The organism is Deefgea chitinilytica (assembly GCF_016881405.1).
GTDB classification, from domain to species: Bacteria; Pseudomonadota; Gammaproteobacteria; order Burkholderiales; family Chitinibacteraceae; genus Deefgea; species Deefgea chitinilytica.
The window spans coordinates 391,052-414,912 of the sequence record NZ_WOFE01000002.1; the positions used below are offsets into that span (position 1 = coordinate 391,052).

Annotated in this window: 17 protein-coding genes and 1 pseudogene; 3 read left to right on the plus strand and 15 right to left on the minus strand. The window is 46.5% G+C overall.

Going from position 1 to position 23,861, the window contains the following annotated elements:
- Positions 1–48 precede the first annotated feature (48 nt).
- Together GM173_RS07540 and GM173_RS07545 are read left to right on the plus strand one after the other, a co-directional pair.
- Complete coding sequence (locus GM173_RS07540) at positions 49–951, plus strand: TraB/GumN family protein (RefSeq protein ID WP_203570748.1); 903 nt, start codon at positions 49–51, stop codon at positions 949–951.
- A complete protein-coding gene (locus GM173_RS07545; RefSeq protein ID WP_203570749.1) occupies positions 951–1,991 on the plus strand; it encodes an aldo/keto reductase in 1,041 nt (346 codons plus the stop codon). Before GM173_RS07540 ends, GM173_RS07545 begins: the two co-directional genes overlap by 1 nt.
- Before the next feature lie 80 nt (positions 1,992–2,071).
- On the opposite strand, the gene GM173_RS07550 is transcribed toward GM173_RS07545, so the two are convergent.
- The 8 genes from GM173_RS07550 to GM173_RS07585 all read right to left on the minus strand — a co-directional run bounded on the left by GM173_RS07550 (position 2,072) and on the right by GM173_RS07585 (position 10,921).
- Complete coding sequence (locus GM173_RS07550; RefSeq protein ID WP_203570750.1) at positions 2,072–3,175, minus strand: ABC transporter ATP-binding protein; 1,104 nt, start codon at positions 3,173–3,175, stop codon at positions 2,072–2,074.
- Between the two features lie 58 nt (positions 3,176–3,233).
- Positions 3,234–4,166: a carbohydrate ABC transporter permease gene (locus GM173_RS07555; RefSeq protein ID WP_239078419.1), complete on the minus strand. Its 933-nt coding sequence runs from the start codon at positions 4,164–4,166 to the stop codon at positions 3,234–3,236.
- Positions 4,167–4,186: 20 nt separating this feature from the next.
- Positions 4,187–5,065 (minus strand): carbohydrate ABC transporter permease, encoded by an 879-nt coding sequence (locus GM173_RS07560; RefSeq protein ID WP_308439586.1) that lies wholly within the window; start codon positions 5,063–5,065, stop codon positions 4,187–4,189.
- A gap of 371 nt (positions 5,066–5,436) precedes the next feature.
- Positions 5,437–6,681, minus strand: a complete 1,245-nt coding sequence (locus tag GM173_RS07565; RefSeq protein WP_203570751.1) for an ABC transporter substrate-binding protein — start codon at positions 6,679–6,681, stop codon at positions 5,437–5,439.
- A 725-nt stretch (positions 6,682–7,406) separates the two neighbouring features.
- Complete coding sequence (locus tag GM173_RS07570; RefSeq protein ID WP_203570752.1) at positions 7,407–8,147, minus strand: GntR family transcriptional regulator; 741 nt, start codon at positions 8,145–8,147, stop codon at positions 7,407–7,409.
- 27 nt (positions 8,148–8,174) lie between these two features.
- The gene (locus tag GM173_RS07575) at positions 8,175–9,053 is read right to left on the minus strand and encodes a glucosamine kinase nucleotide-binding domain-containing protein (RefSeq protein ID WP_203570753.1); all 879 of its coding nucleotides are present in this window, start codon (positions 9,051–9,053) and stop codon (positions 8,175–8,177) included.
- 247 nt (positions 9,054–9,300) lie between these two features.
- The gene (locus GM173_RS07580; protein ID WP_203570754.1) at positions 9,301–10,005 is read right to left on the minus strand and encodes a phosphoadenylyl-sulfate reductase; all 705 of its coding nucleotides are present in this window, start codon (positions 10,003–10,005) and stop codon (positions 9,301–9,303) included.
- Positions 10,006–10,120: 115 nt separating this feature from the next.
- Positions 10,121–10,921 (minus strand): sulfite exporter TauE/SafE family protein, encoded by an 801-nt coding sequence (locus tag GM173_RS07585; RefSeq protein ID WP_239078420.1) that lies wholly within the window; start codon positions 10,919–10,921, stop codon positions 10,121–10,123.
- Between the two features lie 126 nt (positions 10,922–11,047).
- Here GM173_RS07585 and cysB point away from each other — a divergent pair, with 126 nt between their 5' ends.
- On the plus strand, positions 11,048–11,986 hold the full coding sequence (gene cysB, locus GM173_RS07590; RefSeq protein WP_203570755.1) for an HTH-type transcriptional regulator CysB: 939 nt from the start codon (positions 11,048–11,050) through the stop codon (positions 11,984–11,986).
- A 56-nt stretch (positions 11,987–12,042) separates the two neighbouring features.
- Here the strand turns inward: cysB and GM173_RS07595 are convergent, their stop codons facing one another.
- The 7 genes and pseudogenes from GM173_RS07595 to glgB form a co-directional block, all read right to left on the minus strand.
- Positions 12,043–12,585: an NUDIX domain-containing protein gene (locus tag GM173_RS07595; protein WP_239078421.1), complete on the minus strand. Its 543-nt coding sequence runs from the start codon at positions 12,583–12,585 to the stop codon at positions 12,043–12,045.
- Positions 12,586–12,689: 104 nt separating this feature from the next.
- Positions 12,690–15,143, minus strand: a complete 2,454-nt coding sequence (locus GM173_RS07600; protein ID WP_203570756.1) for a glycogen/starch/alpha-glucan phosphorylase — start codon at positions 15,141–15,143, stop codon at positions 12,690–12,692.
- Positions 15,144–15,187: 44 nt separating this feature from the next.
- Positions 15,188–16,621, minus strand: a complete 1,434-nt coding sequence (gene glgA, locus GM173_RS07605) for a glycogen synthase GlgA (protein ID WP_203570757.1) — start codon at positions 16,619–16,621, stop codon at positions 15,188–15,190.
- A 73-nt stretch (positions 16,622–16,694) separates the two neighbouring features.
- The gene (glgC, locus tag GM173_RS07610) at positions 16,695–17,969 is read right to left on the minus strand and encodes a glucose-1-phosphate adenylyltransferase (RefSeq protein WP_203570758.1); all 1,275 of its coding nucleotides are present in this window, start codon (positions 17,967–17,969) and stop codon (positions 16,695–16,697) included.
- A gap of 13 nt (positions 17,970–17,982) precedes the next feature.
- Entirely contained in the window at positions 17,983–19,614 is a 1,632-nt protein-coding gene (locus tag GM173_RS07615; protein ID WP_203570759.1) for an alpha-D-glucose phosphate-specific phosphoglucomutase, read from the minus strand.
- 7 nt (positions 19,615–19,621) lie between these two features.
- Positions 19,622–21,664 carry a glycogen debranching protein GlgX gene (gene glgX, locus GM173_RS07620; RefSeq protein WP_203570760.1) on the minus strand — a complete coding sequence of 681 codons (2,043 nt, stop codon included), beginning with the start codon at positions 21,662–21,664 and terminating at the stop codon, positions 19,622–19,624.
- A pseudogene (gene glgB, locus GM173_RS07625) lies at positions 21,664–23,826 on the minus strand (1,4-alpha-glucan branching protein GlgB); the annotation flags it as partial. The gene glgX and the pseudogene glgB, both read right to left, overlap by 1 nt.
- Between the last annotated feature and the right edge of the window lie 35 nt (positions 23,827–23,861).

Sequence of the window (23,861 nt, forward strand, 5' to 3'; positions counted from 1 at the left end):
TGGCAGCGATATACTGAGCGCCTACCCATTTTAAGTAGGTTTGCCCTAATGTTTGCTCGAATTACTTCTTCATTCTTTGCCGCATTGACTGCTTTCAGTGTGGTCACTTCCCCTGCTGTTTTAGCGGCGCCCAATAATCAAGCCATTTTGTGGAAAGTAGAAAAAGAAAACACCCCTCATTCTTGGCTACTGGCCACGATCCCAGCAACGACAGCACAACTGGCTGAGTTTAATCCCTCCACTCAAAAAGCACTCAGCGAAGCAAAATATATCGGCACCGAGTTTCATAATGACATTAATTCTGTCGTTGAAATGGCGCAAAATATGCTGGATGACAAGCCCAGCCTAGAGCAAAAAATCGGCAAAGATGCCTTTGCCAAGTTAGTACCATTACTAGAAGCTCGCGGTTATCCAAGTAGCGTTACAGCGAAGCTCAAGCCATGGGCTGCCATCATGATGCTACTTTCTCCTCGCCCAGCCAAAGAAATTATTCCTATGGATGATCGCCTACTGAAATACACCATGGAGAATAGCCGTAAATACTTTGCCGTCGAAACTGTTGAGCAACAGTTGGCACCTTATAAAGCGATTCCCGCTGACAAACAAATTCCGGTATTAAACGCTTTAATTAAGAACGAAAGTAAATTAGAACAAAACTTCAGCAAAATCATCGCGGCCTATCAGCAACAAGACTTAGAAAAAGTAAAGCAATTGCTACAAGATGAAACCATTGCGATGGAGCCCAAAGAGCGTGAATGGTATAAGCAGTGGCGTCTACAAACCATCAGCCAACGCAATAAGGTGATTGTGGAACGCCTCAAAATTCCTTTTGAAAAAGGAGATTCATTCGTCGGAATTGGTGCCGCACAATTACCAGGCAAAGATGGACTGTTAGCACAACTGCGCGCAGCGGGTTACCGTGTTTCACCAGTGACCAAGGCGAGCAAATAATGATCGCAACTCGAACTTTGCCTGGCACAGAGCTATCCGTATCTAGCCTGTGCTTGGGCACCATGACTTTCGGTGAACAAAACACTGAAGCCGAGGCTCATGCTCAGCTCAATCGTGCAATGGAATGCGGGATTAACTTTATCGATACCGCAGAAATGTACCCTGTGCCAGCCAAAGCGTCGAGTCAAGGCTTGACTGAATTGTATGTAGGGAGTTGGCTCAAGCAACAAGCACGTGACAAAATTATTCTTGCCAGCAAAGTAGCGGGCCCCAATCGCGGAATGGAATGGATTCGTGGCGGACCTCAACTCAATCGGGCGCAAATTATTGCGGCATGTGATGCAAGTTTGCAGCGCTTAAACACAGACTACATCGATTTATATCAACTGCATTGGCCTGCTCGGCATGTTCCGATGTTTGGTCAAACCTACTATGAACCCAGCCAAGAATATAGTAATACACCGACCATATTCGAGCAATTATCTGCCTTAAACGAATTGGTACAGCAAGGCAAGGTTCGCTATATTGGTGTTTCTAATGAAACACCTTGGGGCGTTTCAGCCTTCATCAAGCTAGCGGAACAGCACAACTTACCTCGCATTTGCACAATCCAGAATGTTTACAACTTAATCAATCGAAATTATGACCATGGATTAAGTGAAACTTGCCATCGGGAACATGTCAGCTTATTGGCCTATAGCCCTCTTGCATTTGGTTTGCTCAGCGGTAAATATCTCGACAATCCTGCTGCCGATGGCCGTATGAACCGTTTTGCCAATTTTGGCCAGCGTTACCTGAAACCACAAGTGACACCTGCCGTGGCCGCATTTTGTGAGTTAGCAAAGCGCCATAACATTAGTCCTACACAAATGGCTTTAGCATGGCTGCAAAGCCGTTGGTATATTGCAAGCACAATTATTGGTGCAACGAATTTGCAACAGCTTAATGAGAATATTGCCAGCTCAAGCACCACACTCAGCCAAGACTTACTCAACGAAATCGAAGCAATACATCGTATTTCTCCAAGTCCAGCGCAGTAATTTTAAGAATCGTTCTCTCAATTGCAGACAATAAAAAAGCCGCTCAAATTGAGCGGCTTTTTTATTGAACAAACCTGCGATTAGCGGTTACGCTTAAATGCCAAACCTTCTGCATCAAACAACATGCAATGCTTCTCTGGGAACACCACACGTACTGTGTCACCAAATTTCAATGCCGTCATATGCGCAGGCAATTTCAAGCAAATGATTTCATTGATACCAGGAATTTCAACGTAAGCCAATACGATATCACCCAAGTGCTCAACCAAGTCAATCTTCGCTGGAATTGAGCCAGCAACGCTTTCATCTGCCAATTCAATATGCTCAGGACGAATACCCAAAGTGACTTTGTCGCCAACTTTAGCATTACCAGCCTGAACTGCTGCGCGTGCAGTAATGCCTTTTGGCAAGCGAACCACTGCAGCACCTTGTTCAACAGACACCAATTGTGATTCAAATAGATTCATTTTTGGCGAACCCAAGAAACTTGCAACAAACAAGTTCGATGGGTTTTCATACATTTCTAACGGGCTACCCACTTGCTGAATCACGCCGGCATTAAATACGACGATACGGTCAGCCAAAGTCATTGCTTCAACCTGGTCGTGTGTCACATAGAGCATGGTCGTTTTGAGTTCTTGGTGCAATTTAGACAACTCAACGCGCATGTTCAAACGCAATGATGCATCCAAATTAGACAATGGCTCATCGAGCAAGAATACTTTTGGATTGCGAACAATCGCACGACCAATCGCGACACGTTGACGTTGACCACCTGACAATGCTTTTGGCTTGCGATCCAGTAAATGCGTCATTTGCAAAATTTCAGCTGCTTTTTTAACGCGCTGATCGATATCTGCTTTTGGTGTACCAGCAAGTTTTAGCGCAAAGGCCATATTGTCATACACAGTCATATGTGGGTACAGGGCGTATGATTGAAACACCATCGCAATACCACGTTTAGAGGCATGAACATCATTAGCCAATGTATCACCAATGTACAACTCGCCAGCAGTAATCTCTTCCAAGCCTGCAATCATACGCATCATCGTAGATTTACCGCAGCCAGATGGACCTACGAATACGATAAATTCACCATCTTTAATTTCTAAATCGACACCTTTAATCACGCAAACATCTTTGGTGTAATTTTTCTTAACATTTTTAAGAGTAATGCTAGCCATTTTTAATATTCCTTAATTCTGAATTGGGTATTTGATAAAGCGCCAATACACAAGCATCTTATTTAACTGCGCCATCCATACCAGAGATAAAGTAGCGCTGCGTGAAGGCAAAGAAAATCAATACAGGGATTACAGTCAGAATAATGGCTGCCATCAGTGTATTTTGCGAACCAGCTAATGGGCCAGTTAAATCATTAAACACACCAACTGCCAATGGCTGCATCTCTTTTGCCCGCATAATAATCGACGGCCAAATAAAGTCATTCCAAGTATTCACCAACGTGAAAATACTCAATGCCGCAATAGAAGGCACGGTCACCGGCAACATCACACGCCATAAAATTTGCATCTCAGTCGCACCGTCAACGCGTGCAGCATCGATCAAATCTTGTGGAACAGCTTCAAATGCTTGCTTCATCAAAAAGATGCCGAATGCCCCAGCAACACCTGGTGCGATTACAGCGAAATAACTATTTACACCAACAAAACGCTTCCAAGTTTCATCAGGGCTACCCAATATAGCTTGCAATTCATTCATCCAACGTCCCATGTTTGAAACAGTAATGTAGTTCGATACAAAACCAGCCTCAATCGGGAGCATCAAAGTTGCAATAATTGCAACAAAGATAAAATTACGACCAAAGAATCTCATACGTGCTAATGGATATGCCGCCAGTAGAGAAATAATTGCCGTAAATACTACTGAAAATCCAGAAATGACTACCGAATTGAAAAAGTATCTTGAAAATGGAATTTCAATAAAAACTCGTTCAAACCAAATCATAGTCATGCCAAAGGTGTAATTACCATCTGCGTCAGGTGTAGTTGGTAAAAAACCTTGTGGAAATTTATATGCCGTTGAACCGTCTTGGGACAGCGCAAATGATAGCGCCCATACCAAAGGAAACACGGTAAAAAAGGCAAACAAAATCAAGCCGCTGTAATGTGCCGTAATCGCTATGGCTTGGCGGACTGCTTTACTTTTAAACATAACAATTCTCCTCTATGTTCTTATTGTTTTTCGCCAAAGAAGCGGAATTGAATCGCCGCAAGCAGCACGCAGAAGAAGGTCACTACCAAACCTGCCGCAGCCGATGTACCGAAACTGAAGTTTTTAAACGCCTGATCATAAACATAAAACAGCGCGGTATAGGTTTCTGCTTTACCAGATGTCAGTACCACAACCTCCTGGAATACTTTCAACGCACCAATCGTTGACAGCATCGTACACAGCAGAATGGTTGGTTTCATCATCGGCACTGTAATTTTCCAAAAACGATCCCAAGCATTCGCGCCATCCAGAATAGCTGCTTCTTCAACTTCGCTCGGAATTCCCTGCAAACCAGCAAGGTAAAGCACCATGTAGTAACCCAAACCTTTCCAGAAGGTAAACAACATAATTGAGTACATTGCGATACTTGGATTACCTAGCCAGTCGATTTCGAGCATTTTGCTTGGCGGCAGCAAAAAGAAGAAATGACCAATCGATGACAAAATCGCATTGAGCATACCTGTGTAGTTCAATACAAAAGACCAAACCACGCCGGCAATAGAAATTGCTGTAATTACAGGGACATAGTAAACCGCACGAAAGAATGTCATCCCTGGTAACTTGTTATTTACTAGCTTAGCAATCAGCAAAGAAAACAACTGAATTGGCGGCACTACTAACAAGAAAAACAATGAGTTTTTTACTGCTTGATGAAACAGCGGATCTTCCCAAATTTGCTTAAAGTTAGCAAAGTTGTTCCACGTTGTGGCTCCCCCTGCGATTTCATAATCATGAAAAGCCAAATAGGTGTTAAAACCCACAGGCCAAAAAACAAAAATACCCATCAGAATCAAGGCTGGTGCCAAGAAAAAGTAGGCTAACAAGTTGGAGTTTTTCACGTTTCGACTCTTCAGTGCGTTACAGACAAGGTAGATAATAACTCAAACCGCGTAAATTGTGACTTGATATTAACCAAACCCATGTGATTTACAATCAAGCAATTATAACTTAGCAATCCCTTTTTTGCACATTTACACTGTATTTTTGGCAATCCAAAATTAAAAACCATAACCGCTAGCATCTTGATCGCTAATTTACTGCAACAATACAGTGCAGAAGTAAAAAAAATTGCATCACAATAGTGCGACAGAAAGTAATGATAAATTTGAGGTAAGCAAATTAAAATAAAACACAAGGAATTACTGCACCGCACAAATAAAAATGGCGGTAATGCTTAAGCATTACCGCCACTAAATTTATTCAGTAAATATTATTTACCGAATGCTTTGTTCCAAGCTGCAACTGCTTCGTCCAAAGCTTGTTGAACTGGGATACGGCCTTGAATAGCAGCATCGATCTTATCGTTCATTACTTTAGTCAAAGCTGCTTCGTCAGCACCAGCTGGCAAATCTTTTACCATGAAGTGACGAGTTTTATCGATTACCATGCCACCCATTTTGAATGCTTTCTTGCCTGGGTCAGTCATGTCGTTCAAAGCTGGATCTTTAGCAGCTGCTGCATTTGCCAATTTAGTAGATGCAAATGTGTAAGAAGCTTTAGCAAATTGCTCTTGAGCCCATTCACCAGTGATGAAGTTACCAACAACACCTACTGATTTCATGTCTTTTTGGCCTTTTGGAACTACGTACATAGTAGTCCAACCACCAAATGCCAATTTGCCGCTATCACCCAATGGGAATGCAGTTACGTCAGCTGCTTTGTAAGCTGCTGGGTTTGCATCTTTAATTTTCTTAACTGCATGGCCGCCTTCAGCGAACATAGCAAAGCTGTTGTTTGCAAAACCAGCGATTTGCTTGTCAAAGTCAAGATTCACGTCTTTAACGATGATGCCTTCTTTATAAGCGTCAGCAAATTTTTGCACCAAAGCTACGTGTTTTGGGCTATTGAAAGCTGCTTTGCCATTTGCCATCAATGGCAAACCTTCAAACATGAACCAGCCAGTGAAGCCGTCTTGAAGTTTAGAAGCCCAGCCTGGTTTGCCAGTAGCTGCTTTGATTTTACGAGCTGCAGCAAATACGTCATCCAAAGATTTGAACTCTGGTTTAACGCCTGCTTTAGCAAACATTTCTTTGTTGAAAACCATAACAGCAGTTACTTGGTAAGATGGGAAACCAAAGATCTTGCCGTCAACAGTTGCATTTTGCAAAGCTGCAGAAGTAAATTGTGCTTTGTTGATGATGCTGTCAACTGGAGTCAACAACTTACCAGACATTTCATTCATCCAGTCAGTTGGAACCAATGCCAAGCCTGGTACGTTACCTTCAGCAACAGCAGCAACGATTGCTGGCTTCATTGCGCCCCAGCCCAAATCTTTGTGAACTAGTTCGATGCCATTGTTCAAGCTGTTGAATTTAGCAACAACTTCTTTGTGGTATGCATCGTAAGTTGGTGCCAAAGAGTGAGACCAGAACTCAACTTTAGTAGCAGCTTGAGCTGTTACAACAGAAGCAGCGAAAAGTGCTGCACCAACAAGAACGGAACGTTTAAAGTTCATAACAACTCCTAAAATTTAACATTAAATCTAGCAACACAAAGGATGCAGGAAAAAGGCGCAAGTCAAAAACTGCAAAACTACTTTAAGGCACAACAAATTTCAGCGTCAACTTTAAAGGAAAAAATCAGCACCTAAATGTAACAACCTAACAAGGCTTGGGCTCCGCCAAATCTTTGCGAAGTCAGCTAATTTTCCAAATCAGCACTTGGCACATTCAGCTCACCAGTCAAGCTAATACTATGTAAGCTGCTGTTTGACACTACGGGAGCTAGATTACCGTAAATCGTGAATGGGGTGAACTCTGTTACTTGGTTCACAAGAAGGGTTTAGCGCCTAAATATTCAAGACGACACAGCTTAATTTGTCTGATTACCCTACTTGCATACAGAGAAATATGTAGGCAATACCCCTAACACATTCTGCAATACTACAAACTGGTAGTACAAAGCCAAAAAATCCTAATTAAAAACAAGAAAATAAGCCGACTTTTGATATATCCATGTAGCAAACTACAAAACAACCTGCACGCACCACGTCAAAAAGTACATTTTTTAAAAGTAACCTTCGCTGAAAATAGCAGCCTCAAGAGCTGATTCATGCTGCATTTTTAAGCAAATAAACTTATTTGTATTTTGTATTTTTTTGTATCAAAGCTGCAACACTAGCAATAAAAATGGCGTGTAGACCGTCGCCTCACGCCATTTTTATTGCAATGTTTTCAAGTTCTATCTATAAAGTTCGACGACAAAATCATAGTAGTCACTTCTAAACCAAGAGTGAGTTAGCTCAATAGCCGAACCATCATCCAAGTAACCAACCCGCGTTAAATGCAGCATCGCAGCACCAGTCTCGACACCGGTCAGTTTAGCCAGCTCTTCGGTTGCATTAATAGCACCAATATTTTGAATCGCTCTAACTACGCTAATATTGGCCTCTCGCATAAATTCATACAAAGACTCGCCAATCAGCTCAGGCTCTGGCACGTAGTGAAATGGTAATGAGGTATGCTCAACCGCCATTACCACATCGTTAGCCAACCGCAACCGCTCTAAATGAGCTACTCGACTATTTGGATTCAAATTCAATCGAAGCAGCTCTTCTGAACCTGCCAATACAATTTCACGCTTTAGCCACTTCGATGAAGGACGAAAGCCGCGCTGTTTCAGCATTTCAGACAGATTGGTCAAACGTGTCAAAGGCTGCTCAAGCTTTGGCGTGATATAAGTGCCAGAGCCTTGACGACGCAAGATCAAACCTTGCTCAAACAACAAATCCAAGGCTTTACGCGCGGTAACTCGTGAAATCCCAAGCACATCACAAAACATTCGCTCGGACGGAAGGGGGTCATCCGCTTTCCAAAACCCAGCATGAATTGCTGCGGCAAGCTTGTGACCAAACTGCAAATATAACGGTGTTGCACTGTCATTATCCGGCTTGAGCACTAACAGCTTATTTTGGTTTTGCATCCCCGACCCCCCAATTCCATTAGCGGATTACTTAAACTCACGAGCAATCAAAATTAATGCACCAGCACAGGAATCTTTCTGCGCCCGTGTTGTGCTGGCTAGAAACTCTGCCGGCATATAAGGACGCAAGGCTTCTGATAACCCACCACCACAAATTGCAATCGGCAAATCAGGCGCAGAAGCACGTAAAGCTAAGCCAATATTTTCAATTTCACGGCCAGCATCCAGCAAAAACGCTTTCGCATACTCATCAGTTTCGCCGAACTGAACCACCGCTGGCGATAATGTAGCGCATTCGCTTTGCTTCATTTTACCCATCCACTCAAATACTTTTTCACGTGTATTTCCCGTGATAGAGAGCAGTTTTTCACCAAATGGTGTTACTGGACGACGGCCATCCATAATGCGCTGTACATGATTAATCGCTTTCAAGCCAAGATAAGCCCCCGAGCCCTCATCCGAGGTTGGGAATCCCCAGCCACCGACTTCAAGTCGAGTGCCATCAGCCAGCCACGCCTCACCAATCGAACCTGTTCCGATTGCAATAATGCCGCCATGTTGACCATTATGTGCGCCCAATAAGGTCGAATAACCATCCGTTTCAACCACAATCTTTGCAAAGCCTGGGTTTTTAGCCGTAAATTCATCGGCCCACGCTTTCACGGTGACGCCTGACAAACCAAAGCCCACAGCGCATTGGCTAAAATCAGGCTCATCAATGCCTAATGCTTTAAAGCCATCATAAATCGCTTGAGTAATATTGGCCCACGCTTTATCAATTCCCTGCCCCAAAGCCGAAGGACCAGCCTCAGCACGCAGCTTCTCAACACCATCCAGTCCTGCGATACAAATGCGTGTACCTGTACCACCACCATCAACACCAATCAAATACTGAATATTGCTCATTTCTTTTTCCTTCTTGTGAAGAGATAGCCGATTGACCTAATTCAAAATAGAACTTAAAGACCACTTTGGAAGTAAATTATTTGTCGTCAGCGCTTAAACCAACAAAACCAAGCCTTAAACTCAATACCTAGCGTGAAACATCAATGCAACAAACGTACCAATTTAGTCAGCCCGACCTCAATTGTCAATTGTGCATGCAATAAAAAACGCCCGATTTCTCGGGCGTTTGTTTTCAAACAACAATCACTTACTTCAAAATACTCACCGCAGCGGTTTTTACATGCAAACCACACTCTTTGTTCTCTGGATTTTCCCACCACCAACGACCAGCGCGAATATCTTCGCCCATCGCAATCGGCCGCGTACAGGGCGCACAGCCAATTGAGGGCACATGTTGATCGTGCAATTTATTGTACGGCACATTATTTTCACGGATGTATGCCCAGACTTCTTTTTCGGTCCACTCTATCAGAGGATTGAATTTCTCAAGACCATTGCCAGCATCAAACTCTTGATATCCCAAATCAGTGCGCGTTGGTGATTGTTCGCGGCGCAAGCCAGTGATCCACGCTTTTTGACCCGCTAATGCACGTTGCAATGGCTCAATTTTACGAATGTGGCAGCATGATTTGCGTAATTCAACTGATTCATAAAATGCATTGATGCCTTTTTCATTTACGTATGCCTCTACGGCTGCCGTATTCGGGAAGTACACTTGAATTGGGTGCGTTGGATAAGCCACTGCCACTTCTTGCATCAAGGTATACGTTTCAGCAGGCAATCGCCCTGTATCCAAACTAAATATCTTCACCGCGACTTGATGCTTAGCCAATAAATGGGTAATCACCATATCTTCTGCACCAAATGAATTAGCAAATACCGCAGGGCTATATTCAGCTGCAATACGTTCTAATAAGGCGACCGTTTCTGAAAGCTTTTGTGCAAAATCCATTCTTTTATCCTTATTAAATGACTGTCCAACAGTTTTCGCGCAAGGCATAAAGCCGCAGACAGTATAAATAGTATGGTAAGGCGCTGTAACGAAGCGTGGAAACCTTTCCTACTACTTAGAATACTAATTTATAACCAATTAACACCAGCATCGTTGCCAAGCAAGGGCGCAATACATGATCTGAAATACGGCCAGTCAAGTGACTACCTAAATAAATACCTGGCAAAGAGCCCATTAATAAATAACCTAACAAGCTCCAATCCATATTGCCCATGCTGGCGTGCCCCAAACCTGCCACCAACGTAAGTGGTACTGCATGCGCAATTTCAGTCCCAACGAGACGCTTAGTCGCCAGTAATGGATAAAGTAAAAACAAAGCCACCGTACCGAGCGCACCAGCACCGATTGAAGTGAGCGTCACGATCGCGCCGAGAAAAATACCCGTGATTACTGTTAAGGTATTTAAGCGTGTCGCGCTCATTTTAAACTTATCGCCAGCGTGTTTTTGGGCGAAAGCAATAATTTGCTGCTTAAACACAATCGCCACGGCAGTAAATAACAAGGCCCAGCCCAGCGCATGCTTAATCACCGCGTTCATCACTTTGGTATCGGTATGCAGATTATGTAGCACCCACAAAGTAATCGCCGCCGCAGGCACACTGCCTAGCGCCAGCCAACCGGTAATTTTCCAATCGATATTTTTGTTCTTTTGGTGAACATAGACGCCACCTGCTTTCGTAATCGCGGCATATAGTAAATCAGTGCCAACCGCCGCGGCTGGCGGAATACCAAACCACAATAGAATAGGCGTCATCAAAGAGCCGCCGCCGACACCTGTCATACCCACGATAAAACCCACCACTAAACCAGCGACGACAAAACCAAGCATGCCAACTTCAATTATTCCCAAATCCATAACTCGTCCTAAATCGCCTTTGATGAGCGGGTTTTTATTCAGCCTCGCATCATAGCAATTTTACTTATAACGCCTTAGACAAATATGTTACGATTTTAGAACTAGAAATTCTCAGCGAGAACGCGCATGAAATTACAACAACTCCGCTACTTAGTCGAAGTCGCCAAACAAGGCCTGAATGTTTCTGAAGCTGCTGAGAAACTCCACACCTCACAACCGGGAATTTCGAAACAAATTCGTCTGCTTGAAGATGAGCTCGGGGTGCAAATCTTTATCCGCAATGGCAAGCGTGTGGTGGATATTACCGCCCCCGGTCGAGAAATCTTGCGAATTGCGGAGCGCATTTTAATGCAATCGCAAAATCTCAAACGCATCGGAGAAGAATTCGTCAATGTAGAAGGCGGCAGTTTGACGATTGCCACTACACATACCCAAGCGCGCTACGCATTGCCGAAAACGATCCAAACCTTTTTACAGCGCTACCCTAAAGTACGCTTATCAATTAAACAAGGTAGCCCAACGCAAATTTCTGAAATGGTAGTCGACGGTAGCGCCGACATCGCGATTGCAACCGAAGGGATTGATCACTATCCCGAACTAGCGATGCTCGACTGCTACACGTGGAATCGCAGTATTGTCGTACCCAAGGGCCACCCTTTAACCGAATTACAGCGTCAAATCAGCTTAGAAGACATCGCGGCATGGCCATTGATTACCTATGATTTTGCCTTTGCCGGACGTTCCAAAATCAACCGCGCGTTTGAAAGCAAAAAACTCAGCCCGAATATCGTTCTCACCGCGATTGACTCGGACGTCATTAAAACCTATGTGGGCTTAGGGCTGGGTATTGGGATTCTAGCTAGTATGGCGTTTGAGCCTGAGCGAGATACCCTACTGACCGCGATTGATGCCAGCCATTTATTTGAAGCATCAACCACTCGGATTGGTATTCGCAAAGATGCGTACTTACGCGGCTATGGCTATGACTTTATTGAGTTATTTGCCCCGCACTTGAATCGCCATATTGTTCAAGCAGGCTTACTGTGCGAGAGTGAAGACGAGTAATAGCAACGTATTGCCAGCTAGACTTTATTATTTATAAGGCTAGCTAGCAATACCCATCAAACCAAGCCTTTCTGCTGCGCCCAAAAAATACCGCTCACCGTTTTGGCATCGGTAATCGAGCCATCTAAAACGCCGGCAACTAATTCGCTCATGCTTAGCGTGATACTTTCTAGAAACTCACCTTCATCAAGCTGCTTCTCACCAGCAGTTAAATCCTTGGCAAGATAAATTTTAATTTCTTCATCGGTATAAGAAATAATCGGGTGCAGCACGCCCAAATATTCCCACGATGCGGCGCTGTAGCCGGTTTCTTCAAGCAATTCACGCTGCGCGCACAATAAAGGATCTTCTCCAATTTCAAGCTTGCCTGCCGGAAACTCAATAAATACACGGTCTAGCGGATAGCGAAATTGGCGTTCGAGTAGTAAACGACCATCCGGCAATTGTGGAATAATCATCACAGCACCGGGGTGCTTGATGTACTCGCGCGTAGCCTCCGAGCCGTCAGGTAAACGCACCGTATCGCAAAATGCATTGAGCAATTTGCCTTTAAATAAGGGCTGACTTGTAATTTTCTCTTCAATTAAATGACGATCCATGATGATTTCCAATTCTCGAATAAAAAACGGCGACCTGTAGTCGCCGTCAAAACAGATTTCAGCTGAGTCTACACCGTAGGCCTCATCTTTTACACTTCATCACATCAAAGTTTGACCGGTTTGGTATACCAAATGCGGTCGGCGTATTCTTTAATGGTGCGATCCGACGAGAAATGCCCCATGCCAGCCACATTATAAATTGCACGTTTGGCCCACTCTTCTGGCTTGGCATACAAAGCATCTACTTTAGCTTGGGTGGCCACGTAAGATTCAAAATCCGCAAGGAGCTGATAATGATCGCCCCAATTGACCAGCACATCAAAAATCACCCGATAACGCTCTGGCTCAGTCGGGCTAAAATAGCCTGAAGCCAACATATTGAGCGTATCGCGTAAATCTTTATTGCCCTCATAAATTGCACGCGGATTGTAACCATTGGCGCGTAATTCGCCGACTTCTTCCGTGGTATTACCAAAGATAAACATATTATCGGCACCGACGGCGTCTTGCATTTCAACGTTAGCACCATCGAGCGTACCAATCGTTAAAGCGCCATTCAGGGCAAATTTCATATTGCCAGTGCCTGAAGCTTCAGTACCGGCAGTTGAAATTTGCTCCGACAAATCAGCCGCTGGAATAATGATTTCCGCCAAACTGACGCTGTAATTCGGTAGGAACACCACTTTGAGCTTGTCGCCAATGCGGTGATCATTATTGATCTTGATGCCGACATCATTGATGAGTTGAATCACCAATTTGGCCATGTGATAGGCTGAAGCGGCTTTGCCGGCAAAAATCACTACACGTGGTTGCCAGTTTTTGTCTGGGTTGGCCAAAATTTGGTTGTAACGGGTAATCACATGCAACACGTTCAGTAACTGACGCTTGTATTCATGAATCCGTTTCACCTGCACATCAAACAGCGCATGTGGATTAATCACGCCACCCAAAGTACGCGCGACATAATTGGCCAAACGTTTTTTGTTTTCGAGCTTGGCTTCACGGAACGCTTCAACAAATTGCGGGAAATCAGCCGAGCCTTTCAATTCAGCCAACTCAGTCAAATTAGCACGCCACGTTTGGCCAATCGCCCCATCAATCAGTTTAGATAAGGATGGATTGGCCAAGGCCAACCAGCGGCGTGGTGTCACGCCATTGGTGACATTAGTAAAACGCTCTGGATACAAACGCGCAAAGTCGGCAAAAATCGACTCCACCATCAAATCCGAGTGCAGCGCTGAAACACCGTTGATTTTATGACTACCAACGACAGCTAGATACGCCATCCGTACTTTACGATCACCATGCTCTTCGATCAAAGACACGCGACGCAAAAAGTCTGTGTCATTCGGCACCACCAATGCGACTTCTTTCAAAAAGGCTTCGTTAATATCAAAAATAATTTTCAAGTGACGCGGCAACAAGCGACCAATCATGTCCACCGGCCATGTTTCCAAGGCTTCGGACATCAACGTATGGTTGGTATAACTAAAGACCTTACTGGTCATCGCCCATGCTTCATCCCACTCATAATTGTAATCATCAAGCAAAATGCGCATTAATTCAGGAATCGCCAACACCGGATGCGTGTCGTTTAAGTGAATCGCGACTTTGTCTTCCAAGCGATCCAAATTATCGTGAGTGCTCAAATAACGATGGATAATGTCTTGCAAGCTAGCGGCAACAAAAAAGTACTCTTGGCGCAAACGCAGCTCTTTGCCCACATACGTTGAATCATCCGGATACAGCACGCGTGATACGTTTTCAGAGAGATTTTTCTCTTCCACCGCCGAGAAATAATCACCTTGGTTGAATTTTTTCAGATTGATTTCACGCGTTGAACGCGCAGTCCATAAACGCAGTGTATTAGTTGATTTGGTTGCGTAGCCTGGAATCACGATATCGTGCGCCACTGCCAGTACATCGTTTTGGCTATCGAGCCAACGCACTTTTTTACCTTCTAACTCAAGTCGACCACCAAAACGAACGCGATAGCACACTTCATCACGCGGAAAGTCGACGATATTCACCGAGCCCAACCAGGTATCGGGCACCTCAACTTGACGACCTTCAATAATGCGTTGCTTAAACATCCCAAACTGATAGCGAATCCCATAACCCATCCCCGGGATGCCCAAAGTCGCCATCGAATCCAAAAAGCAAGCAGCCAAACGCCCCAAACCACCGTTACCTAAGGCCGCATCCGGTTCTAAACCAACCAGCTCATCATAATCAACCCCCATTTCATCGAGCGCAGCGCGAACTACATCTTCCATATCCAAGGCCAATAAAGCATTGGACAAAGCGCGGCCAATCAAGAATTCCATTGAGAGGTAATACACACGTTTCACATCTTGTGAGTATTGTGCGCGAGTGGTTTCCATCCAGCGCTCGACCATTTGGTCACGCACAGCAAGAAAGGTCGCGTCCATCCAATCTTTCGGTTGTGCTACCCGCGGGTCTTTACCAATTGAGTACATTAATTTATTGGCGATGGCTTTTTTCATTGATTCAGCATCATGCTGATTCGCTGAATCGTATAGAAATGGCAAACTCATAAATGGATTACTCCTAGTTAAACGGGATGTGGCCAAAGGCTGCGTTATGCGCCTAGCGCACGATATAAAGCACAATATTCTGTTGCTGCGGTATGCCAGCCAAAATCTGAATTCATCGCTTGCTGGCGCACTGCTTTCCACTCTTTAGGACGCGCCCACAGTGCAAACATCCGGCGAATACCCCGGGTGAGTTCTTCACTAGAAAACCCGTTAAATACTGCGCCAGTGGCAATACCGTCTTGCAAATTTTCCAATGAACAATCAACCACCGTATCAGCCAGCCCACCAACGCGGCGCACCAGTGGCAAAGCACCATATTTCAAACCATAGAGCTGCGTAAGCCCGCAAGGCTCAAAACGGCTTGGCACCATAATGACGTCGCTACCAGCCATAATTTGATGCGAGAATGATTCGTCATACCCGATCTTCACCGCGATTTGAGTTGGATTTTCGGCAGCGGCCACACGAAACGCCGCTTCCATCGCGGCATCGCCACTACCAAGCAGCACAAACTGACCACCACGATCAGTGATTTCATGCAAAGCAGCCAATACCAAGTGCAAGCCTTTTTGCTCTGTTAAACGGCTAACAACGGCAAAAATTGGTTTATCAGCGGCCACCTCCAAACCCATCATGGTTTGTAATGCGGCTTTGCATTTTGCTTTGCCGGCGGGCTTTTCAGGGGTGTAACTGGCAGCAATCAAGGCGTCGTGCGCCGGATTCCAAATCGCATCATCCACGCCATTAAGCACGCCCGACAACGCACCGCCGCGATCTCGCAATAAACCGTCCAAACCGCAACCTTGCTCAGTTCCGGTTATTTCAGCAGCATACGTCGGCGATACCGTCGTCACGCGATCAGCAAAGTAAATCCCCGCTTTCATAAACGACAAATGACCGTGAAACTCAACGCCATTGACGTCAAAAAAGTGCGCGGGTAATTCAACCGCAGCAAAATCCGATGGTGAAAATACGCCTTGATACGCCAGATTGTGAATCGTGAACACACTCCGGGCCGGGTGACCCACCGCCGCCAAATACGCTGGCGCCAACCCTGCGTGCCAATCATGAGCATGCACGACACTCGGACGCCAAAATCCATCGCAGCCTTCGGCAATTCGCGCCGCCACCCAGCCAAGGATGGCAAATCGCAGATGATTATCAGCATAAGGATGATGATTACCGTCTTGATATGGATTACCGCCGCGGTCATACAAATGCGGCGCGTCAATCACATACACGCCGACACCATCAGCTGTTTTGCCAAACAACAAACGCACCGCACCGGCAAACGTATCAAAGTGAGTCACTTCACCATCAATCGTGAGCCCGGCAAATATGCTGGGAAAGCCAGGCAATAAGACCCGCACATCACAATCTAACGGTGCCAAGGCCAAAGGCAAAGCACCAGAAACGTCGGCCAAGCCACCCGTTTTTAATAATGGAAACATTTCCGCACAAACATGCAGTACGCGCATTGTGAGCATCCTGTGTAAATTAATCTGAGCAATCCACTAAGCCAAGCAAGCCTCAGAGTTTAATGATCGTTCTTTACAGTTTGGCCAACATGTCTTTGGTAATCAGCACGACTCCCGTTTCACTGCGGTGGAAACGGCGGGCATCTTCTTCCGCGTTTTCACCAACGATGGTGTTTTCCGGCAGCACACAACCACGATCGATAATGCAGCGACGAATACGCGAACCGCGACCAATCGTCACCTGCGGCAATACCACGGTTGAATCAATGGTGCAGAATGAATGAATCCGTACTTGCGAGAACAACACTGAGTTAATCACCAAGGAACCCGACACAATACAACCACCGGACACCAAAGAATTAAGCGTCATTCCATGGCTACCGTTGAAGTCTTGCACGAACTTGGCGGGCGGCAATTGCTCTTGCAAGGTCCAAATCGGCCAATTGGTATCGTATACGTCCAAATCTGGCGTGACTGATGCCAAATCCAGATTGGCAGCCCAATACGCATCTACGGTGCCGACATCGCGCCAATATGGCTGTGCTTTCTGATCACTCATCACACAAGAGAGACTAAATGGATGCGCAAATGCTTTGCCTTCACCCACGGCTTTTGGAATCAAATCTTTGCCGAAATCATGTGTTGAGCCTTCTAGCACGATATCTTCTTCCAACAAGCGCTCTAGATATTTGGTATTAAAAATGTAGATGCCCATCGACGCGAGCGAGACATTGTCATTGCCCGGCATCGCAGGTGGATTTTCTGGTTTTTCGACAAAGTCGACAATTTTCCGTGTCGAATCCACCGCCATCACGCCAAATGCATGCGCTTCTGCGCGCGGCACTTCGATACACGCCACAGTAACCTCTGCGCCAAGCAGGACATGGTCGACCAGCATCCGTGAATAGTCCATTTTGTAAATGTGATCACCCGCCAAAATGACGACATACTCGGATTCGTACGTGCGCAAAATGTCTAAGTTTTGATAGATTGCATCGGCAGTACCGCGATACCAATGCTCATCAGCCACGCGTTGCTGCGCAGGCAATACATCAACAAACTCATTCATTTCATTGCGCAAAAACGACCAGCCGCGTTGTAAATGGCGCATCAAAGAATGCGATTTATACTGCGTAATCACGCCGATTCGGCGAATGTCCGAGTTAATACAATTTGACAAAGCAAAGTCGATAATCCGGAACTTGCCGCCAAAATACACGCCGGGCTTAGCGCGATGATCAGTCAATTGCTTCAAACGCGAACCGCGACCGCCAGCCAACACCAAGGCCACTGCGCGGCTGGGCAATTGACGGGCTAATGTGGCTTTATCAATCAGTTGGGTTTCCATCTTCTTCTCCGATTTAGGTCACGACCGTCGCGGCATCGCGACCAGTACGCGTTTTAATTTGTGCCAATTGATCTGCAATCACGATCAACTCAGCCAAAGCCGTTTGCGTTGCGACGCCATGCTGCGCAGCATCTGCAGCGTATTTTTCTAAGTAAACGCGTAGCGTCGCCCCTTCTGTCCCTGTACCAGAAAGACGGAACACCACACGGCTACCATCGGTCATTACCACGCGAATTCCTTGCTTCTCGCTGCGCGAACCATCAATCGGATCGTCATAGGCAAAATCATCCGCCAGCGCCACCGTAAATGAGCCTAGTATTTGCCCTTTTAGCCCTGCTAACTGGCTACGTAAATGCGCCATCAAGCCATTAGCGGCTTCGGTATCCACCGCTTCATAATCATGGCGCGAATAAAAATGGCGGCCGTATTGTTGCCAATGCGCCGTCACGATCTCCTCTACTGATTTGCCCGTCACCGCCAGCAAATTCAGCCAAAACAATACCGCCCATACACCGTCTTTTTCACGCACATGGCCAGAACCCGTGCCATAGCTTTCTTCACCGCACAAAGTCACTTTGCCTGCGTCGAGCAGATTGCCGAAAAACTTCCAGCCTGTTGGCGTTTCATAGCAAGGCAAGTCCAGTTTTTTCGCCACTGCATCTACGGCGCATGAGGTTGGCATTGAGCGCGCTACGCCCGCAATGCCTGCAGCATAGCCTTTGATTCGCGTCGCATTCGCCGCCATCACCGCCAAACTATCGGATGGTGTCACCAAGAAATTACGTCCCAACACCATATTACGATCCGCATCACCATCGCTGGCCGCGCCAAAATCTGGCGCATCCGCGGCTGACAAATGTGCAACCAAATCATCGGCATACACTGGATTTGGATCAGGATGCAGGCCACCAAAGTCTTCAAGTGGTACACCGTTGACTACCGTGCCTTTCGGCGCGCCGAGCAGACCTTCAATAATGCGAGTCGCGTATGGACCAGACGCGGCGCACATCGCATCAAAACGCATCCGTTTGCCCGAAGCGAACCAAGCACGAATCGCATCGAAATCAAACAGACTTTCCATCAATTCGGCGTAATCACTGACCGGATCAATCACCTTCACCTGCATCTCACCAAGGGTATATTCACCTAGCGATTCAATATCAATGGCCGCAGCCTTATACATCTTATACTCAGTAATCGTTGTCGTACGCTCATAGACCGCTTCGGTGATTTTTTCTGGCGCAGGGCCACCATTGGTCACATTGTATTTAATGCCGAAATCACCCTCCGGCCCGCCGGGATTATGCGACGCTGACAAGACAATCCCACCGACCGCCCCATGTTTGCGAATCACACAACTCACCGCAGGCGTCGACAACAAACCTCCTTGCCCGACCAAAACCTTGGCCACGCCATTGGCGGCGGCCATTTGCAAAATCGTCTGCACTGCGGCGCGATTGTGGTAACGACCATCGCCACCCAGCACCAGCGTGCCGCCTTTGAGTTCTGGCACCACATCAAAAATCGCTTGGACGAAGTTTTCTAAATAATGCGGCTGTTGAAATACCGTGACTTTCTTGCGTAAACCGGACGTACCCGGACGTTGCCCAGCGAACGCAGTTGTTGCTACCGTTAAAACACTCATTACTAACTTACCCCTGATTTTGATTTAGATCTCTTTGTAATATCGTCACACTACGCGCCGCAACGCGGCAGTCTTTACCACTAAAATCCGATTGTGTATCACCCGTACTTGCCAGGCGTAAAACCCAAGCGCCGGCAGGTAAATGGAAATGAATTTGATGCGCTGATGCATTCATTAGTATCAATAGATTTTTCGCCAAACACACCATCAGTGCGCGGCCAGCAGCGTCTTCCCAGTCGTGCGCATGCAGCGGTGCGCCGGAAGGATTGAGCCATTCCACATCCAAAATATCGTCTTCATCCGGCACTCCCGTCCACCAGCGACTATTTTGCAAAACACTGCATTCGCGGCGAATTGCGCTTAATTCAGCGACATAATCGATCAAATCCTGATTCGCTTGCGACCAATTGAGCCAAGTAATTTCATTATTCTGGCAATAAGCGTTGTTATTCCCTTGTTGAGTGTGACCCAATTCATCGCCCGCCAACAACATCGGCGTGCCTTGACTGAGTAATAATGTCGCCAACAGTGCTTTGGTCGCGCGTAAACGCAATAGCAATACGCCCTCATCTTCACTCGGCCCTTCCACTCCGCAATTCCAACTGTGATTGTGATTGTGGCCGTCTCGATTGTGCTCTTTATTCGCTAGATTATGCTTGCGGTTGTATGACACTAAATCGCGTAGATTAAAACCATCGTGCGCGGTAATAAAATTAATCGATGATTTTGGCGCACGGCGTTGCTTATGGAAAATATCACTCGATGCGGCAAAACGTCGCGCAAACAGAGCGCGATTCACGCCGTCGTGCAGCCAGAATTTACGCATCACATCACGATATTGATCATTCCACTCAGCCCAACCTAAGGGGAAATGCCCAACTTGGTAACCACCCGAGCCAATATCCCATGGCTCAGCAATCATTTTGACTTGTGATAAATGTGGATCTTGCGCAATCGCGGCAAAGAACGGCGCTTGCGGCGTAAATCGACCATCGAGTCGTCCCGCAATTGGCGCCAAATCAAAACGAAAGCCATCAACATGACACTCGTTGACCCAATAACGCAAACTATCCATCACCATCTGCAACACGCGTGGATGCGAAACGTTCAGGACATTGCCGCAGCCCGTCCAGTTTTCATACAAAGCGGGCTGCCCCGGATTCAGCACGTAATAACTGGCGTTATCAATCCCTCGATATGACAGTGTCGGGCCGATCTCATCTTGTTCGGCGGTATGGTTAAACACCACATCCAAAATCACCTCTAGCCCTACTGCGTGCAAGGCTTTGACCATATCGCGAAACTCGGACAAGGGCGTTGTCCCCGCTCGTTTGGACCAATAGCTCGCGTCCGGCGCAAAAAAGTTGATGCTGTTATAGCCCCAATAATTTTGCAAACCCAATTGCAATAGCCGTGGCTCATCGACATGAAAATGCACCGGCAATAGCTCAATCGCCGTGATACCCAACTTTTTGTAATGCGCCAGCATCACCGGATGTACTAAGCCAGCGTAGCTACCACGTAGTTCGGCAGGAATATCAGGATGAAGCTGTGTCAAACCACGGACATGCGCTTCATAAATGATCGTTTTCGACCATGGTACTCGCGGTGCTTCATCATCAGCCCAATCATAAGCTTCTGAGACAACCTGCCCCTTCAGTGCAACCGATGTATTATCCTCTGGGCAAGCCAAATCAGGGTTATCTGCCCGATAGCCATGATAAAGAGGACTATCCACAAATTGCCCGACCACCGCTTTGGCATAAGGATCGAGCAAGACTTTTTTCGGATTGAAGCGCTGCCCAGCATGCGGACTATACGGGCCAGATACCCGATAGCCATACACCAAACCCGGCTTAGCATCGGGCAAATACCCGTGCCAAATCCCATGGCTGAACTCGAGCATCGGCAAACGCGACGTTTCGATCAAGCCAGTTTCATCAAACAAGCACAACTCAACCGCAGTGGCATTCTCGCTAAACAAAGCGAAATTCACGCCATCGCCATCAAATGTAGCCCCCAGCGGGTACGGCGTACCGCGTTCTAGCATCAAGCGTTACTCCAGCGCAAATACACTGTTGCCAATGGTGGTATTGTCATACAAATAGAATTAGCTCTACCGTGTGCGGCAATACCCTCGCTCGGCAAGCCGATATTACCGATATTGCTACCACCATAATATTCCGAATCACTATTGAGAATTTCTTGATACAGGCCTACCTTTGGCACGCCCAAACGATAACCGTGGCGCGGTACGGGGGTGAAATTACTTACCACCAGCACAAATTCATCCTCCGCTTCGCCTTTACGGACAAAGCTGAAAATCGAATTTTCGCCATCGTCATGGCTAATCCACTCAAAACCACGATGATCAAAATCGATTTGATAAAAAGCTGGATTGGCGCGATACGCCGTATTTAAGTCTTTGACCAACTGCTGCACACCACGATGCCAAGGATTGTCGTCCTGCAACAAATGCCAATCAAGGCTGGCATCGTGATTCCACTCTGCGCCCTGCGCAAATTCGCAACCCATAAACAGTAATTTCTTACCCGGATGCGCCCACATAAACGCGTAATAGGCGCGCAAATTGGCAAACTTTTGCCATGCATCACCCGGCATTTTGTCGAGTAATGAACCTTTGCCGTGCACGACTTCATCGTGCGACAACGGCAGCACAAAATTTTCGGTAAACGCGTACACCAAACCGAAAGTCATTTTATTGTGATGATATTTACGATTGATCGGGTCTTCTTTCATGTACGACAGCGTGTCATTCATCCAACCCATATTCCACTTGTAGTGGAAACCCAAACCGCCCATCGCCGGCGGGCGCGATACCGAAGGGAATGCAGTGGACTCTTCGGCCAGCGTAATCGCTTCGGGGCGCTCAACGCCAACCACTTCATTCATGCGGCGCATAAAATCGATGGCTTCAAGATTCTCGCGGCCACCAAATTGATTTGGAATCCACTCACCGTCTTTGCGCGAATAATCGCGATACAGCATCGAGGCCACGGCATCAACGCGCAAGCCATCAATCCCGTAGCGTTCCAACCAATACAGTGCATTACCAATTAAATAATTACGAACTTCATTGCGGCCAAAGTTGTAAATCAGCGTATTCCAATCTTGATGAAAGCCTTCGCGCGGATCACTGTGCTCGTATAAATGTGAGCCATCAAATTCGGCCAAACCATGGGTGTCGGTCGGAAAATGCCCCGGCACCCAATCGAGGATGACACCCAAGCCATTGGCATGCGCGGTTTCAACAAAGAAACGGAAATCATCTGGCGTACCAAAGCGTGACGTAGGTGCATAAAGCCCTAGCGGCTGATACCCCCACGAACCATCAAATGGGTGCTCATTAATGGGTAACAATTCAATATGGGTAAAGCCCATTTCAACACAATATTTGACCAATTCATCGGCCAACTCTCGATACGACAGCCAGCGATTGCCTTCTTCGGGGCGGCGACGCCACGATGCCAGATGAACCTCATAAATCGACACCGGCGCATTGAGTGCATTAGCAGCTTTACGCGTCTGCGTGCCTTCCACCCAAGCCGGCAGACGAGCAACGCGTGACGCTGTGGCCGGGCGTAATTCTGCCGAAAAACCATACGGATCGGCTTTAATTTGCAGGCCGCCATGCTGATCAATAATTTCGTATTTATATGCTTGGCCTTCGGCCACATTGGGTAAGAAAATTTCCCAAACGCCGCATTCACGGCGCAAACGCATCACGTGGCGGCGGCCATCCCAGTAATTAAAATCTCCAACGACTGAAACACGCCGTGCATTCGGCGCCCACACCGCAAACGCGACGCCATCCACCCCGTCGATGGTGCGAAAATGCGTGCCAAGACGCTCATAAGGGCGCAGCTGATTCCCTTCAGCCAGCAGCCACAAATCCATTTCACCCAATACGGGTGGAAAACGATAAGCGTCTTCGATCTCTACCGTAACGCCGTGCCACTCAACGCGCAAACGATAGTGAAAATGATTTTTCCGGCGTGGAACCGTGACAGCAAAAAAGCCACGCTCGTCAATTTTCTCAAACTCAGCCAGTTTTTTACCGGTTTTTACTTCAATCAAACTACACTGAATAGCATCAGGCAACCAAGTGCGTACTTGCAACACACCATCTATTGTGTGCATGCCCAGCAATGAAAACGGGTCAGAATGTTGGCCTGTACAAATAGCGTCAACTTGCGCGGAATCCATCGAAATCATTCATACCTCGT

What these genes read in the sequence shown, in the direction of transcription:
- GM173_RS07540 (WP_203570748.1), top strand. Translation starts at nt 49, where the DNA reads ATGTTTGCTCGAATTACTTCTTCATTCTTTGCCGCATTGACTGCTTTC.
- GM173_RS07545 (WP_203570749.1), top strand. Translation starts at nt 951, where the DNA reads ATGATCGCAACTCGAACTTTGCCTGGCACAGAGCTATCCGTATCTAGC.
- GM173_RS07550 (WP_203570750.1), bottom strand. Translation starts at nt 3,175, where the DNA reads ATGGCTAGCATTACTCTTAAAAATGTTAAGAAAAATTACACCAAAGAT.
- GM173_RS07555 (WP_239078419.1), bottom strand. Translation starts at nt 4,166, where the DNA reads ATGTTTAAAAGTAAAGCAGTCCGCCAAGCCATAGCGATTACGGCACAT.
- GM173_RS07565 (WP_203570751.1), bottom strand. Translation starts at nt 6,681, where the DNA reads ATGAACTTTAAACGTTCCGTTCTTGTTGGTGCAGCACTTTTCGCTGCT.
- GM173_RS07570 (WP_203570752.1), bottom strand. Translation starts at nt 8,147, where the DNA reads ATGCAAAACCAAAATAAGCTGTTAGTGCTCAAGCCGGATAATGACAGT.
- GM173_RS07575 (WP_203570753.1), bottom strand. Translation starts at nt 9,053, where the DNA reads ATGAGCAATATTCAGTATTTGATTGGTGTTGATGGTGGTGGTACAGGT.
- GM173_RS07580 (WP_203570754.1), bottom strand. Translation starts at nt 10,005, where the DNA reads ATGGATTTTGCACAAAAGCTTTCAGAAACGGTCGCCTTATTAGAACGT.
- GM173_RS07585 (WP_239078420.1), bottom strand. Translation starts at nt 10,921, where the DNA reads ATGGATTTGGGAATAATTGAAGTTGGCATGCTTGGTTTTGTCGTCGCT.
- cysB (WP_203570755.1), top strand. Translation starts at nt 11,048, where the DNA reads ATGAAATTACAACAACTCCGCTACTTAGTCGAAGTCGCCAAACAAGGC.
- GM173_RS07595 (WP_239078421.1), bottom strand. Translation starts at nt 12,585, where the DNA reads ATGGATCGTCATTTAATTGAAGAGAAAATTACAAGTCAGCCCTTATTT.
- GM173_RS07600 (WP_203570756.1), bottom strand. Translation starts at nt 15,143, where the DNA reads ATGAGTTTGCCATTTCTATACGATTCAGCGAATCAGCATGATGCTGAA.
- glgA (WP_203570757.1), bottom strand. Translation starts at nt 16,621, where the DNA reads ATGCGCGTACTGCATGTTTGTGCGGAAATGTTTCCATTATTAAAAACG.
- glgC (WP_203570758.1), bottom strand. Translation starts at nt 17,969, where the DNA reads ATGGAAACCCAACTGATTGATAAAGCCACATTAGCCCGTCAATTGCCC.
- GM173_RS07615 (WP_203570759.1), bottom strand. Translation starts at nt 19,614, where the DNA reads ATGAGTGTTTTAACGGTAGCAACAACTGCGTTCGCTGGGCAACGTCCG.
- glgX (WP_203570760.1), bottom strand. Translation starts at nt 21,664, where the DNA reads ATGCTAGAACGCGGTACGCCGTACCCGCTGGGGGCTACATTTGATGGC.